General features: G+C 49.8%; 17 protein-coding genes. 2 read left to right on the top strand and 15 right to left on the bottom strand.

The annotated features are described in order from the left end of the window. Positions 1–9: 9 nt before the first annotated feature. Genes dapB through P0X86_RS12180 form a run of 3 tightly spaced genes read right to left on the bottom strand, consistent with a single transcriptional unit; the run spans position 10 to position 1,749 of the window. A complete protein-coding gene (gene dapB, locus P0X86_RS12190; protein ID WP_277748569.1) occupies positions 10–813 on the bottom strand; it encodes a 4-hydroxy-tetrahydrodipicolinate reductase in 804 nt (267 codons plus the stop codon). 11 nt (positions 814–824) lie between these two features. Further along, complete coding sequence (locus P0X86_RS12185) at positions 825–1,370, bottom strand: tetratricopeptide repeat protein (protein WP_009595137.1); 546 nt, start codon at positions 1,368–1,370, stop codon at positions 825–827. Positions 1,371–1,419: 49 nt separating this feature from the next. Beyond that, a complete protein-coding gene (locus P0X86_RS12180; protein WP_015734553.1) occupies positions 1,420–1,749 on the bottom strand; it encodes a nucleotide pyrophosphohydrolase in 330 nt (109 codons plus the stop codon). 223 nt (positions 1,750–1,972) lie between these two features. Here P0X86_RS12180 and P0X86_RS12175 point away from each other — a divergent pair, with 223 nt between their 5' ends. Then, positions 1,973–2,842: a YitT family protein gene (locus P0X86_RS12175; RefSeq protein WP_015734552.1), complete on the top strand. Its 870-nt coding sequence runs from the start codon at positions 1,973–1,975 to the stop codon at positions 2,840–2,842. A 42-nt stretch (positions 2,843–2,884) separates the two neighbouring features. On the opposite strand, the gene P0X86_RS12170 is transcribed toward P0X86_RS12175, so the two are convergent. The 8 genes from P0X86_RS12170 to P0X86_RS12135 form a co-directional block, all read right to left on the bottom strand. Beyond that, complete coding sequence (locus P0X86_RS12170; protein WP_277748568.1) at positions 2,885–3,742, bottom strand: sporulation protein YpjB; 858 nt, start codon at positions 3,740–3,742, stop codon at positions 2,885–2,887. Between the two features lie 66 nt (positions 3,743–3,808). Continuing rightward, entirely contained in the window at positions 3,809–4,441 is a 633-nt protein-coding gene (locus P0X86_RS12165) for a DUF1405 domain-containing protein (RefSeq protein WP_015734550.1), read from the bottom strand. Between the two features lie 133 nt (positions 4,442–4,574). Beyond that, on the bottom strand, positions 4,575–5,462 hold the full coding sequence (locus tag P0X86_RS12160) for a menaquinol-cytochrome c reductase cytochrome b/c subunit (RefSeq protein WP_009595210.1): 888 nt from the start codon (positions 5,460–5,462) through the stop codon (positions 4,575–4,577). A gap of 21 nt (positions 5,463–5,483) precedes the next feature. Then, a complete protein-coding gene (gene qcrB, locus P0X86_RS12155; RefSeq protein ID WP_006209500.1) occupies positions 5,484–6,155 on the bottom strand; it encodes a menaquinol-cytochrome c reductase cytochrome b subunit in 672 nt (223 codons plus the stop codon). A 15-nt stretch (positions 6,156–6,170) separates the two neighbouring features. Then, positions 6,171–6,716, bottom strand: coding sequence for a Rieske (2Fe-2S) protein (locus P0X86_RS12150; RefSeq protein ID WP_015734548.1), 546 nt, complete (start codon positions 6,714–6,716; stop codon positions 6,171–6,173). A gap of 169 nt (positions 6,717–6,885) precedes the next feature. Beyond that, positions 6,886–7,323 (bottom strand): DUF2487 family protein, encoded by a 438-nt coding sequence (locus tag P0X86_RS12145; RefSeq protein ID WP_213577775.1) that lies wholly within the window; start codon positions 7,321–7,323, stop codon positions 6,886–6,888. A 103-nt stretch (positions 7,324–7,426) separates the two neighbouring features. After that, positions 7,427–7,606, bottom strand: coding sequence for an IDEAL domain-containing protein (locus tag P0X86_RS12140; protein WP_009595190.1), 180 nt, complete (start codon positions 7,604–7,606; stop codon positions 7,427–7,429). 107 nt (positions 7,607–7,713) lie between these two features. Then, positions 7,714–8,868 (bottom strand): hypothetical protein, encoded by a 1,155-nt coding sequence (locus P0X86_RS12135; protein WP_192572468.1) that lies wholly within the window; start codon positions 8,866–8,868, stop codon positions 7,714–7,716. A gap of 364 nt (positions 8,869–9,232) precedes the next feature. Between P0X86_RS12135 and P0X86_RS12130 the strand changes: the two genes are divergently transcribed. Beyond that, positions 9,233–9,991: a class I SAM-dependent methyltransferase gene (locus P0X86_RS12130; protein ID WP_213577773.1), complete on the top strand. Its 759-nt coding sequence runs from the start codon at positions 9,233–9,235 to the stop codon at positions 9,989–9,991. A 71-nt stretch (positions 9,992–10,062) separates the two neighbouring features. Here P0X86_RS12130 and P0X86_RS12125 read toward each other — a convergent pair whose 3' ends face one another. The 4 genes from P0X86_RS12125 to P0X86_RS12110 form a co-directional block, all read right to left on the bottom strand. Beyond that, positions 10,063–10,650, bottom strand: coding sequence for a histidine phosphatase family protein (locus P0X86_RS12125; RefSeq protein WP_096773290.1), 588 nt, complete (start codon positions 10,648–10,650; stop codon positions 10,063–10,065). A 28-nt stretch (positions 10,651–10,678) separates the two neighbouring features. Continuing rightward, the gene (locus P0X86_RS12120) at positions 10,679–11,281 is read right to left on the bottom strand and encodes an anti-sigma factor family protein (protein WP_036665620.1); all 603 of its coding nucleotides are present in this window, start codon (positions 11,279–11,281) and stop codon (positions 10,679–10,681) included. Next, entirely contained in the window at positions 11,278–11,871 is a 594-nt protein-coding gene (locus P0X86_RS12115; protein ID WP_015734542.1) for an RNA polymerase sigma factor, read from the bottom strand. Before P0X86_RS12115 ends, P0X86_RS12120 begins: the two co-directional genes overlap by 4 nt. A gap of 407 nt (positions 11,872–12,278) precedes the next feature. Then, entirely contained in the window at positions 12,279–13,367 is a 1,089-nt protein-coding gene (locus P0X86_RS12110) for a prephenate dehydrogenase (protein ID WP_213579791.1), read from the bottom strand. Positions 13,368–13,390: the final 23 nt, after the last annotated feature.

Raw genomic sequence — 13,390 nt, 5'->3', positions numbered from 1 at the left:
TCCCCTATGTTAGTCAATAAAATGATCAAATCCATAGACCAATCCGGTGTAGCCCATTACCTTCTCTATAGCCATTTTCACGCCCGGCATATAAGCTGCACGTTCATACGAATCATGTCGGATCTTCAGGCTTTGACCGTAACCGCCAAAAATGACCTCCTGCTGGGCAAAAACGCCCGGCAGACGAACGCTGTGAATTCGGAAGCCGTTGTAATACCCGCCCCTTGCACCTTCAATGACTTCCTCTTCCTTCGGATTGCCTTGACGAATCTCCTCGCGGTTCGCCGCAATCATTTCCGCTGTTTTGATCGATGTTCCGGACGGAGCATCCAGCTTCTGGTCGCCATGGGTTTCGATAATTTCAACGTGAGGCAAATATTTGGCCGCCTGGGCTGCAAATTTCATCATCAGAATGGCTCCGATGGAAAAGTTCGGCGCGATCAAACCGCCAATGTTCTGTTCCGTGCATTGCTTGTCCAGCTCTTCGATTTGCTCCGGCGTGAAGCCGGTCGTGCCCATGATCGGGCGAACGCCGTGCTTGATGGCCAACGCCGTATTGCTGTATGCAAATTGAGGCGCCGTAAAATCAACCATGACGTCCGGTTTGGACTCGACAAGCGCCATCTCCAGATCCGATGTCACCGTAATGCCGCAAGCAGGCAGACCTACCAGCGTTCCTGCATCGGCCCCCGCATCCGACAAGCCGACGGCAGCAACCAGTTCCAGTTCCTCGTCGCCCAATACAAGCTTCACTACTTCTTTACCCATACGGCCGCCGGCACCGACGACCGCAACTGTCCATTTGTTTACCATGTTACATATCCTCACTTTCCATCCGATGCTGTATCCTGCATATATGATTTCAAGCGCTGTTTGAGTTCCTCCATAATATGCTGCAGCCCGCTCTCCTGCGGGTACAACGAAATCACCTCTTTAAGCGTGGTAATGGCGAGCGCATGCTCATCGAGTTCACTGTAAACAAGAGCAAGCCATACATAAGCCTGAGCATACAAAGGGTCCATGGCTACGGCGGATTTCAAATGTCCCACGGCTTGATACAATTCAGCCTTGGTCACATCCTTGCGGTTTTCCACCATTTTTCTTGCTCGCTGCACCAGCTCCGCAGCCTTGATATGCTGTAAATGAAGAGCATATTCCGGTTTGTCCGGCTGCAGCCTGACGGCTTCCTCCGCATGCGTAATCGCCATCTCCAGCTTGTTGCTTCTGCCGTAGGTAATGGAGCACCGATAATGCACTTCGGCATCTCCCGGATTCGCGATGATCGCTTGCTCAAACCAACGCAACGCTTCTTCGAAATCATTTTGAAGTATGCATCGATATGCTTTTTGTATATAACTTTCAGGTTTCACGGGCTGTCCCTCCCCACAGCGGGTTTGGTACAGCATATGTAGCAGCTGCCTAATCGGTGTTTATTTTCGTCCAACGATCGGCATCGCGCGTAGAAAATTTATGCATCACTTTATCATGCGCTTCCGCGAGATCGATGCCGAGGGAATTGGCAAAACAGATCGTAATAAACAATATATCTCCAAGCTCCATTTCGATGGAATTTTCCGCTTCATCCGCTTTTTTCGGCTTCTCGCCGAACTGATGATTAACCTCTCGGGCGAGTTCCCCCACCTCTTCAGACATACGGGCCATCATGGATAAAGGACTGAAATAACCTTCCTTGAATTGTGATATGTATCGATCGACTTCCTGCTGCATTTCAGCCATTGATTTTCCCAAGACTCTTAACTCCCTTCACTGCACAGTCAGCCTCAGCTTGTAACCTTCAAGCTGGGGCAGTCTTCTCTCATACGAGCGATTGGTTTTAAACCTATGTTATCGTAAAGCGGATTTGAAAACAAATAATTTTTTATTGCTGAAACCATATCGGCGCATACTAGACAGGTGCGAAGCAATCTGCAGACAATCGGAAATATCCACTATTGGAAATGCGAGGGGTCTTATGAAAACGTCCAAGTTGCTCCATCAGCTGCAAACGATCATTCCGATCATCGCCGGTTCCGCCATATACGCATTCGGACTGCTGTATTTCATCATTCCGAATGAACTCATGGAGGGTGGGGTCACCGGCATTACCGTACTGCTAAATTACGCCTTTAACATATCGCCGTCCATTTCAACCATGGCATTGAATATCCCGCTGTTCCTGGTCGGAATGAAAATACTCGGTAAACGCCAGTCTGTCTATACAGGTCTCGGCATCGCATCCTTAACCCTGTTTCTGTGGCTGTTCGAATTACTGATCGACCGCGGGTATGTCGTGCCTTTTCACACCGAGCATGATTATATTCTGGCTGCGCTTTATGCGGGGGTGACATTGGGGGCCGGGCTCGGCATCGTTTTCCGGTTCGGCGGGACGACTGGCGGCTCCGACATCATCGCCAGAATCATCAACCGGAAATTCGGCTTCAGCATGGGCCAAATCATTTTATCCCTCGATATTTTGATTATCGGTCTATCCTTATTCTTTATCCCGCTCGAGCGCATATTGTATACCCTGGTCGCCGTGTTCATCGCTTCCAAGGTGATCGATTTCATACAGGAAGGGGCTTATGCCGCCAAAGCCTTCACCATCATCAGTGACCGTGCGCCTGATATCGCAAATCGCATATCCACGGAAATGGATCGTGGGGTCACGCTGATCCCGGCTATCGGCGCCTACTCCATGCAAGCCAAGCATATGGTATACTGCGTCGTATCGAGGCAGGAAATTCGCCGCCTTACGGGAATCGCCAAATCCTTGGACCCTCGGGCTTTTATTATCATTAATGATGTCAATGACGTGCACGGGGAAGGTTTTAAAGAGGAATAGCCCGGTTTGCACCGGGCTATTCGGACCATGATGGATATTCGACTACTTTCGGGGGAACATCGGCTTTGCGCTGTACAGCTGGCCGCGGTATTTGCGGTACCCTGCAAACGTTAATGCCGCCAAAATAAAAGCGGCTATGACCAGCTGCCAAGTCCATGGCTCTTTAACCTCTCCCAGCGGAGCAAGCGCAGGCTCGTCTTTTTTCTTGCCGAATAACATATTCATCATTTCCTCGCCCTGCGGGACCACTTTCTCCACTTGCGCCGCGTCTCCGGATGCCACCAGCCCCCCTGCATAGGAAATCCAGGATTCCATCATGTTGACATCCTCGGGCTTGCGCTGAATGACAACGGAAGGACGGATGAGCTCATAATGCTCGCTCAGGCTGTCGTAGGCTCGTCTCATGCCAGCCTGATCGTGCTGCTGCGCATACTGTCCCATGACTCTCAGGTCTTCGCGTATGACCTTGTAATATTGATGCCATAACGCATCCCTGGCATGGATCAGGCTATCCGCTGCCATTCGGAGCTTGCCGGCGGACACCATCCAGTGCCGGGGCTCCTGCGTCGCCCGTGCCGTAGCTTCTTTCATCTCCAGAATGCTCTCAGCCAACGCGTGGATCCCCTCGACGCCGGTCAATCCTTGAAATGAGGAAGCCTCAAACAGCCCGGATACCCGGCGAATATCCTCTAACACGGCTTGTACATTGCCTTCCTCCACATGGCGGTATAACTGCTCCACCTCCTTGTTCAGCGCTTTGGCCTGAATGGATGCAGCGGGCGAAGACTCCGACTGTCCGTTTGCCGCCGGGCTAGCCCATATGGGATTACCCCAGCCTGCGGTAACCAGCAGAAGCAGCGCGGACAGGCACAGAAGGAGCTTCGGAAAGATTCGTAACATGGGACATCCCTCCTACCGTATATGTATGGCAGAAGGGATGCTCATAGAACCGTGCCGGCGAAACGGCTAGCGTTGCTTGGGATTCCCGTATTTCATGAAGATCCAGCCGGCGAAACCGCTGAAGAGCGTCAATAGATAAGTGAACAGCTGGACGGCTGGCAGGTCATCATATAACGGACCGGGCAGCCACGGAAACACGCCATATGTATAATCGACGGTGTCGTTCAGCAGCGTCCAGGCAATGGCCCCGGTTAGGGCTGTCCAGCGGTAATGAAACAATCGGACGAACAGCAAGGCTTCTACTGCCATCGCCGTGTGCGAAGCGACAAGCATCCAATCCTGCCATGCCAGCACATCTCCTTGGGCTTGTCCGGCAAATATCATAACAACTGCCCATATGCCATACTTCACCGATGTTACGACTGCCAGTGCCTCTATGAATTGCTGAAACAACGCGCCGCCGAGGCTCCGAGGCGGGTAGAGAAGCAGCAAAAGCGCCAAACTGAAAAACAAACTGGCCGTCGGGCTGTCCGGCACGAATACGACCTGCCATATGTAGCCATGTTCCACCGTATCGGCCATTTGAGCGCCGTACCATATGTATCCATAGATCGTTCCAAGTACGTTGCATACGAGCAGCAGCCAGAGAATCGATCGCTTGCTTAGAAATTCCCGGCTCCATAAAAACGAAATTGACAAACTCGGTCCTCCAATCCTGTTCCTGTATTCTTTAGACTAATGCCGATTATACCTAAACCAGGGACATATTTCATCTATGTACGCATTTAAAAAAAGAACCTGACCGTAATACGGTCAGGTTCTTTAATGCATGCTACTCTGCAGCCGCTTCTGCTTTTTGGCTTGCGAGCCAATCCGCCAGCTGGTCGAGTTGTTCTTCAGTAACTCCAGCAGAGAGTGCCGTTTCTTTCATAGCTGGCATGCTGCCTTGGCCATTTTCGATGATCGCCACAATCTCTTCTTTTGTATGGGTGTCACCGACGCCGCGCAGCGACGGTCCGGATGCCCCTTTCAAATCTGCAGCATGACAGGAGATACAAGTAGCCGTTTTAAAGGTCTCCATTGCAGGATTATCCTTATCCACAATCGCTACGATGCTGTCTTCAGGCTGCTTGCCGCTGGTTGTTGGCAGACCAGCGGCACGCTTCTCGTGAGCTTCTTCTTCCCGCTGAATATGCTCCGGCTTCTGGCCTGTAGCTTCCAGTTCATGCTGATAATGCGTCCATGCAGCATTGGTCAGATAGATGACGGCAAACAACGACAGAATCATAAGCGCCGAAGTGATAGGTCTCTTGTAGAACCTCCGCTCTTTCCCTGTATCCAGGAACGGAACCAGGAGCAATGAGCCAAAGGCCACGCCGGAAACGCCAATCGTGCCGAGTACCACATAATCACCGGATGCGTACGGAAGCTTCAAATATTCATACAGGAACAGGAAGTACCAGTCCGGCATCGGAATGACCGAAGCCCCCGGATCCGCCGGATAACCAAGCGGTGCCGGTTCCGAGATGGTCAGAACAAGGAAACCGACCAATACAACTACACCAACCATCCATTCCTTCAACAAGAAGTTAGGAATGAACGCTTCTGATTTGCCGGGATATGCGGTGTAATCCGGCGGCGTAACCCAACCGCTGCCTTTTTTCACACGCGAATCGCCGACATAAACTACTTTTTCATCAGATTTATGACCATGTGCCATAAATATGCGCCTCCCTTCTTCTTATAGTGGACCGGAAATACCTTGTCTGCGGATCATGATAAAGTGTCCTACCAATAAGGCAAGAAGGACAGCCGGAAGGAAGAATACGTGAATAGCGAAGAAACGCGTCAGCGTTTCGGCACCTACGATCGTACCGCCTTGCAGCAATTCTTTAATGATAGGTCCAAGCCAAGGTACGGAGTTCGCAATCTCCAGTGTAACTTTTGTAGCGAAGTAAGCTTTGTTATCCCATGGCAGCAGGTAGCCTGTCAAACCAAGGCCGAGCATAACAAAGAAAATGAGCATACCAACGACCCAGTTCATTTCACGCGGCGCTTTGTAAGAGCCGGTGAAGAACACGCGCATCGTATGCAGGAACATCATAACGATTACCAAGCTTGCGCCCCAGTGGTGCATGCCGCGGACAATCTGTCCGAAGGCAACCTGTGTTTGCAGGTACTCGACACTGTTGTAAGCGTTTATGATATCCGGTACGTAATACATCGTCAGGAACATTCCCGACAGAATCTGGATGACTGTGATAAAAAACGTCAAGCCGCCGAAACAGTACACAAACGCGGAGAAATGATGCGCCGGGTTTACGTGTTCCGGTACCTCGTGGTCTGCAACGTCTCTCCAAATCGGCGTGATATCGAGACGTTCATCAATCCAGTTGTAGACATTCTTCAACATCTGAATCTACGCCTCCTATTTAACTACGGTATTTGGCACGATGGCGCCGAGGTAAATCCAGCCGTTCTCGATTTTCGTCTCGTACTGGTCAAGCGGCTTCGGCGCGACTGCCAGGTTCTTACCGTCCGGTGTATAACGCGCACCGTGGCAAGGGCAGTGGTATTCATCCGGGAAATTCTTGTTGTTATTCCATCCAACAAGGCATCCCAAATGCTTACAAATCGGTGAAAGCGCTACAATTTCACCTTGATCGTTCTTACGAATCCACGCCGTCAAAGTAGCTGTACTGTTGTACCAGCCGTCCTGCTGTTTGAGCTCGAAATGGAATTCCTGTGGATCGTTGGTAATTTTGCTCTCTTCCGCGACTTTTACAAAAGACCCTTCTTCCTTATTTTGAAGAATCGGATCAACGGCAAAGCGGAGCATTGGCAAAACTACTCCAGCAGCCATATAAGCTGTGGCACCGCCCAACGTGTATGTAAGAAATTGTCTGCGGGACATCTCTTTCTGTCGGGGTGGATTGTGCGATTCTTCATGCTCGTCATTGTGGTTGCTGCTCATTCTGTGTTCAACCCCCTTTGTCAACCGTTCTTAAGTGTCATCAATGATTAAAATCACACGACTTACTAGGACATACTAATAATATCTTAGGCACCCAAGACCGTCAAGAATTTGAATCCCAAATTTGGGTTCGCTTCCAATAGCCCTTTCATAAATTGTTGGTTTTTTGTCACAATTCAACACGGCTTTCCTGCTGCCACATTTCGCTGATCTGTCCTGATACGATGGCAGGCATAGGGATCGAGTCACTGCCTTCCAGCCTGCGCCGCGACAGGACAAGCGTGCTTTCGGGCACATCCTCTATAGAGAGCTCGGAATCGGCTGTCATGACCACCACGAACTTAAAGCCGATGGATTTGACATTGTGACAAACTTCATTTAGAAGCTTCATATCTTCAGTATTTCCATATTGTACGGCAGGATATGTAACCAATCTTCCCTTAAACGGAATTTCTGCCATATCCATAAAATCCCGGAGCCGTTCCAGCGCGGCTGTCGCCTCCCATGGCGTTTCCGTACCCGAAAGTCCGGTAAACGGAATCAGGCAGGTATCAAAATAAGGTTTCAGTTCCGGCCACGTCTGCTCGTCCACTTCACTAAATTTCATGCAAGATACATTCCTTTCTGCTCACTCATCATGATTTTGTCTTCATTATACGAGTGAAAGGGCAGGTTAGGCAAAAAAAGAAGAAATGCGATAAAGCATTTCTTCAATTCAAAGTCCTCAGTTCATCCGTCAGGGTTCGGAAAGCCACTTCGTCGCCGGAAGCCAGCGCTTCGTCGATTTCCTTGTACAGCTCTTCGCTCCGATGCTTGCGCAATGCCTCGTCCCACACCATTTCGGCCGCCAGACCTAACATAACCTCGTAAGTAACCTTCATCTTATCCATTAGGATGCACCTCCAAACTAAATTTGCGTATAGCTTATATTCTTTCCCTTTAATTGCTTAACTTCCAACATATTTACGGCTGCTGCGAACTTGTCCAAACAACCATGCTAGAGGATCAGATCATCATTCGAATCGCTGATATGTATGCCGGCTTCCGCTGCCTTCAATCCAAGCGCGGTCATTTTGTATGATGTTCCCATGCTCTGGCTCTCCCCTATTCTGAGCATCCCCAAATGCATCAGCATGCGGATAATCCGCTGCTCCAAGATGTTTTGCGGACTATCATAATAGAAAGGACGGATTAGCCAGCCCAGCGATTCGTAAAGCGAGGCTGCCGTGACCCAATCTCTTGCGCACTGACTTATCCAGTAAACAAGAGAAGATATATTGGGAATTGCGCCTTTATACAGTCTTAACCAAAAGCGGAATATCTGTATCACGCTAACTTGATTTCCTTCCTCAAGAAACGAGGCTCCGGTTTCACTCAGGATCAACCGGGCGTGGTTTTCCCTGATCCATTTTTTGGCGTAGGCATAATCGTACAGCAGCGCAAATCGGTCGGGATATTCAATGCAGGAACGGCCATACCCGAACCGCCACGCTCCTTTGGTAATCAACGGCTCCGAAATATGCAGCGTACTCATGAGCTGCTGCTGATTTCGCCTGTACATGAATCCTTCCTGGTTCAGCTCGATATCGTGCCCGCCTACATATTTAAGAATCAGCTTGAGATCTTCCGCGGCTAGTCCCTGCTCATCCCGGTATGCTTCCGGATCATGCGGCAATCGCTGCAGATTTTGATGAAGCCGCTCCCGCAGCACATCGCGAAACCGCTCCTTCAAATCCGAGGGCACTTGAAACAAATACTTGGTGGAATGTGTAAAACCGTTAAACAGCCAGCCGCTCCGGCGATAACGCGCGACCGCCTCCCGCGGACTTTCCGTTTTGGCGGCAGCTGCCTTCTTGTTTGAAGAGGCTTTATCTTCTTTCTCCTCCAAATCCGCCGTATGACGGATGGCGGCCGTCAGTTCTTCCAGGCTGTAGCCTGTTCGAGTGTCAAAGACCAGATTGTTCAGAAAACGCAAATCGCTCGGTGACAAGCTGCTGACCTGCTCCTCGAAAAACTCTCTTCGCCCGAGCTTGGACAGGATGCTCTGGATCAATTCGTGCTTCGAATTCCGCTTAGCGTCACAATCATAGTGATTCGCTATATTGCTAAGCTGTCCAATATCGGCATATGTGAGCATATCCGCTAGATTCATCTTCCATCGCCTCGCCGTTTTACAACCATTATGGGAAGGTTTCGGACTTTTGATACCTGATGCTCGTCGGTTTGATGAAATATTTTTTGATTATTTCTATATAGAAATGACTATGCTCTCTTATTAAATGATAGAATACATACAAACGGTTACAGGAAACCGCACTTGATGTTTTTATAACGAATACAAAATGAAGCCCAGCTTTTTTAAGACGGGCTGATTCCATCCATACAGGAGGATCATCATGATAAGAACGCAGGAACACGAAATATAACTTGGTGCGAATCGAATCCGCGGACCTCCCTTAAGAGCGTTTTATATGAAGAAACTTATTCATGATAAATGACTTGGAGGTTATGCAGAGATGATAAAAGATGCTGAATTTTTGAACTTCATTCAAAACATGGATCACCATTTTTCGGGATGGGATTTTTCGCGTATTACCGCTTCCGGCCGCATGCAGTCCCACGCTCTCCCCTGGTCTTTGGGCAGCGTGGTGCTTCCTTTGATGCGAAATGCCGCTACGATGCTGGACATGGGTACGGGAGGAGGAGAATTCTTATCCTCCCTGCAGCCGCTCCCGAAATCCGTTTATGCCACCGAAGGGTACAAACCGAACGTTCAGATTGCAAAGCAAAGACTCGAGCCGCTGGGCGTAAACGTTGTCTATTTTGAAGAAGATTCCTCGCTTCCTTTAAAGGATCGTTATTTTGACCTGATCATCAATCAGCATGAATCCTATTCGGCAGCGGAAGTAAGAAGAATATTGAACGATCGCGGGGTGTTTGTAACCCAGCAATCCGGCGGAACCGATTGTTCTGGGATTAACGAATCGCTTGGCGTTCCGCTGAATGAAGAGTTCGCTCATTGGAACCTGGCCATAGCGACCCAAGAGCTGCAGGATCACGGGTTCAAGATTACCTTCAGCCGCGAGGACTTTTTACCGCAGCGTTTTTACGACATCGGCGCACTGGTTTATTATTTGATAGCGATTCCCTGGCAGATTCCTGATTATAAGGTGGAGCGCTATATCGAGCCTTTACATCATATTCACCGGATGATCCGGACCAATGGCTACTTCGAGGTCCAGCAGCACCGGTTTATTTTAATAGCCGAAGTGTAAACGTCAACCTATCCAACATAAAGAAGGAGCCTTCCCGACGGAAGGCTCCTTCTACTAATACACGCTCATATTTACGATTGGTTCGTCAACAGATGCTTGGTACAGTTAAACAGCAAGGGAGACCAGTCATCCTCTTTTCTCTCCAGGACGGTGAGCGACAGATTGCCGATCCGTTCGCTCAGGGCGCCACGGCACACCAGCTTGTATAACTGCGCTAAAAAACCGCCATGACTGACAACAAGAATATTGGCTTCCGGATGTTTATGCCACATATCATCGAGAAAGACAAGCCCTCTGGACTGAAGCTCCAGATCCGTTTCCTGGCCCAGATCCAACATGTGCCAATCGGCACCGAACCGGGTTTCACGCTCTTCCGCTGTCAAGCCTTCCACCTGACCGTACTTGCGCTCACGCAAGCGGTTATCCGGCGGCGCCAAGGGAATGTTCAGCATGGACGAAATGATTTTCGCGGTTTCTTCTGCGCGGGAGAGCCCGCTGCTGATCGCGAAGTCCCATCGGTAATGCTCCTGCAGAAGCCTTTCCCCAAGCAAACGCGCTTGACGACGGCCTTCCTCATTCAGTGGTATGTCCGTTTGGCCTTGGATTTTGCCTAGAGCGTTCCAATCCGTTAATCCATGGCGAACCAAGCCGATCTGCATGCCGCCTCTCCTCCATCCTATCCATATTTTATCTTCTGACCCGATTTAATCTTTTTAGGAAAAACAAAGCGCATCCGATTCCCAAAAGGGAAAGTATCATCCAGTATTCTGGCTGAGTGGGACTCATATCAACCACAAAAGGATCAATAATGCCGCTGTTGGTTTTTGGGATGTTGTAATCGTCCTTGGTATTCAAGCCTTGGGCCGTATCCGCTACGCCTGTAGGGATAATCCCTGTCGTTACGGCTTCCGGAACCGGATCCGGTTGATTGCCCGTCGCTGCAAAATAAACAAAGCTGCAAACGAACAAGGCCAGAAAACCGGCAATCATCAGCGTCAGCCGCTTCCGGAACACCCGGCTTACCGCCCGGCTCTTGGACGTTTCCTCCACCAGCCAGGGAAAATCGCGATAAATGCGGTCCATCACGTTGCGGTTGATCTGTTCAGCGTCCATGTCGGGAATCTCATGCTCCAGGGCATGAACCATGTTCTGGCTTTCCACCCACATTTCGTACTCCGCTGCACATGAGCTACAGGTTTGAACATGTGCAATCAGCCGTTGTCGCCGCAGATCGTTGTCCGGTAAATCCCAGACCGTTTCCATCAGCTCTTGGGCTTCATTGCAAGTCATCTGTTCTTCATCCCTCTCAGATCCTCAAAAACCGGCTCATAAAAATAGGGTTCGAGCTGAATTTTAACGCTGCCGCGGGCCCGGAACAACAGTGACTTAACCGAACTGACGCTTTGACCTAAAATATCTGCGATTTCCTGGTAATCCAGTTGATCATACTCCCGAAGAATCAGCGCAGATCTCTGTTTCTCCGGTAAATTGTTAATCGCTTCCCTTACCATATGTACTCGTTCACTGCGCAGGATCGCCTGCTCCGGGGCGACCTCCAGCGGCGCCACTGGCACGACCCCGCTCTCCTCCAGGGGCAATGTGCCGCTGCGATGCTTGCGAAGTTCGCTCAGCACGGTGTTGCGCGCAATGGTGTAGAGCCAAGTCGAGAAGGATGCATCCACTTCCCGGAAGGAATGCAGGCTCCGGAAAGCCTTGTAGAACGTTTCCGAGCATAAATCTTCAGCCATTAGCTCCATGTGCGAGCTTTTTAACATATGATAGACAAATGCCAATATTTTTCTCTGATAACGCCTCATCAATTCGGAATAAAGTTCGGTATTGCCTTGCTTAATTTCTTGGATTAGTTGGGAATCCGTCATATGATTTTTCGTTCCTCCTTCACCCACCGGTGCCCATTCCTTGTCATTTCCACCTTCATGAGGAAAATCAAGGATTTGTGCAAAAGTACCGTCAAACCATATATAGTTACGCCTCATGTTGTCTGACTATTCTATGTATTTGGCAATTTCCCCAAATCTTCTACACTAGCACTCTAGCATTATAGCACATATTGGAGAAAAGTTCAGGTTTGTGGCAGAAGGTTTTCCACGGATAGGAAAATCGGCAAAAAAAATCCGCCTTCATCATTGAAGGCGGTTGCACAAAGTGCAATATTTTGGATAGGAGTGGAGAGAAACCATACTGTACTTTTATTATATGTATACGTTTTCATTTTGTCAACACTGAAAACGCATTTATTTCCGGTTGTTTAAAAACAACCGGAAAATTACTGATACACCGAGTGTCCTTGCGATAACAACAGCTCTTTAGCCCGCTCCTGTTCGATTTCATTGCGGAAGGAAAGCCTCATCACGCCCGGCACATCTTCCCGACTCTCGATAATCTGCATGTTGCTGAGGTTGATGCTGTTCGTCCCGAGCTCCGTCGCAATGCGGCCGATGATGCCCGGATGGTCAGGCACGTCCAAATACAGATCAAATTGGGACACGATCATGCCCTTGCGCCGTTCTGGTAGTACGCTGCGGAATTCCCCTGCCATGCGGAAAGCCTCTTCGATCGCAGCACCGTCCTTCGACTCCAGCATATCCATGAATCGCCGGATCCCTTCATTCCAGTCTTGCAGCAGCGTCAGCATGACCCTGCGATTGTTTAATAGAATGTCCCGCCATACGACCGGGTCGCTGGAAGCGATGCGGGTTATATCCCGAAAGCCCCCTGCGGCCAAGGTGCGGTACAACGGATTATCGTCATTATAGGAGCTGATCTGATTGACTAACGCCACTGCGATCACATGGGGCAGATGGCTGATCGCTCCAACGATCTCATCGTGAAGTCTCGGCTCTACCTTCACAATATGGGCACGCGTGTGAGACAAAAGCTCTACAAGCACGTTCAGCTTCTCCTGAGGGACATCGTCCGGTGGAGTAAGCACGTAATAGGCATTCTCGAACAATACGGTGGAGGCAGCTCCAACACCGGACCGCTCCGAGCCCGCCATCGGATGACCGCCGATGAAATACGCATCCTTAAGGGCAAGCTGGGACGCGCATTCGGCAATGCTTGCTTTGGTGCTGCCAACATCCGTAATAATGCATCCCGGCTTCAGCCGCATTTCGCTCAAATGTTTCATGTACATCTCAAGACTGCCTACGGGAACGCATAAAAAAATGACGTCCGCGTCTAGGGCAGCTTCTTCTACCGAAAGCGTAACCTTATCAACGACGCCTTTAGCAATGACCTGGTCGGCATATTCTTGGGTGTGGGCATAACCGGTAACGGTTATGCCAGGTTTTCCTTTGAAGTTTAAAGCTAACGAACCGCCGATCAAGCCGACGCCGAATATGGAAATTTGCATTGTCATGTTCTCTCTCACTCGTT

It is taken from the genome of Paenibacillus sp. BR1-192 (assembly GCF_029542445.1).
Classification (GTDB): domain Bacteria; phylum Bacillota; class Bacilli; order Paenibacillales; family Paenibacillaceae; genus Paenibacillus_AQ; species Paenibacillus_AQ lautus_A.
Note: the sequence above shows the minus strand (reverse complement) of the source record. Positions and strands in the feature narration are given on the sequence as shown.

Coding starts and splice junctions, on each gene's coding strand:
- P0X86_RS12125 (WP_096773290.1), bottom strand. CDS start 10,650: ATGCAGATCGGCTTGGTTCGCCATGGATTAACGGATTGGAACGCTCTA.
- P0X86_RS12160 (WP_009595210.1), bottom strand. CDS start 5,462: ATGGCACATGGTCATAAATCTGATGAAAAAGTAGTTTATGTCGGCGAT.
- P0X86_RS12175 (WP_015734552.1), top strand. CDS start 1,973: ATGAAAACGTCCAAGTTGCTCCATCAGCTGCAAACGATCATTCCGATC.
- dapB (WP_277748569.1), bottom strand. CDS start 813: ATGGTAAACAAATGGACAGTTGCGGTCGTCGGTGCCGGCGGCCGTATG.
- P0X86_RS12130 (WP_213577773.1), top strand. CDS start 9,233: ATGATAAAAGATGCTGAATTTTTGAACTTCATTCAAAACATGGATCAC.
- P0X86_RS12145 (WP_213577775.1), bottom strand. CDS start 7,323: ATGAAATTTAGTGAAGTGGACGAGCAGACGTGGCCGGAACTGAAACCT.
- qcrB (WP_006209500.1), bottom strand. CDS start 6,155: ATGTTGAAGAATGTCTACAACTGGATTGATGAACGTCTCGATATCACG.
- P0X86_RS12170 (WP_277748568.1), bottom strand. CDS start 3,742: ATGTTACGAATCTTTCCGAAGCTCCTTCTGTGCCTGTCCGCGCTGCTT.
- P0X86_RS12115 (WP_015734542.1), bottom strand. CDS start 11,871: ATGACGGATTCCCAACTAATCCAAGAAATTAAGCAAGGCAATACCGAA.
- P0X86_RS12120 (WP_036665620.1), bottom strand. CDS start 11,281: ATGACTTGCAATGAAGCCCAAGAGCTGATGGAAACGGTCTGGGATTTA.
- P0X86_RS12135 (WP_192572468.1), bottom strand. CDS start 8,868: ATGAATCTAGCGGATATGCTCACATATGCCGATATTGGACAGCTTAGC.
- P0X86_RS12150 (WP_015734548.1), bottom strand. CDS start 6,716: ATGAGCAGCAACCACAATGACGAGCATGAAGAATCGCACAATCCACCC.
- P0X86_RS12140 (WP_009595190.1), bottom strand. CDS start 7,606: ATGGATAAGATGAAGGTTACTTACGAGGTTATGTTAGGTCTGGCGGCC.
- P0X86_RS12110 (WP_213579791.1), bottom strand. CDS start 13,367: ATGCAAATTTCCATATTCGGCGTCGGCTTGATCGGCGGTTCGTTAGCT.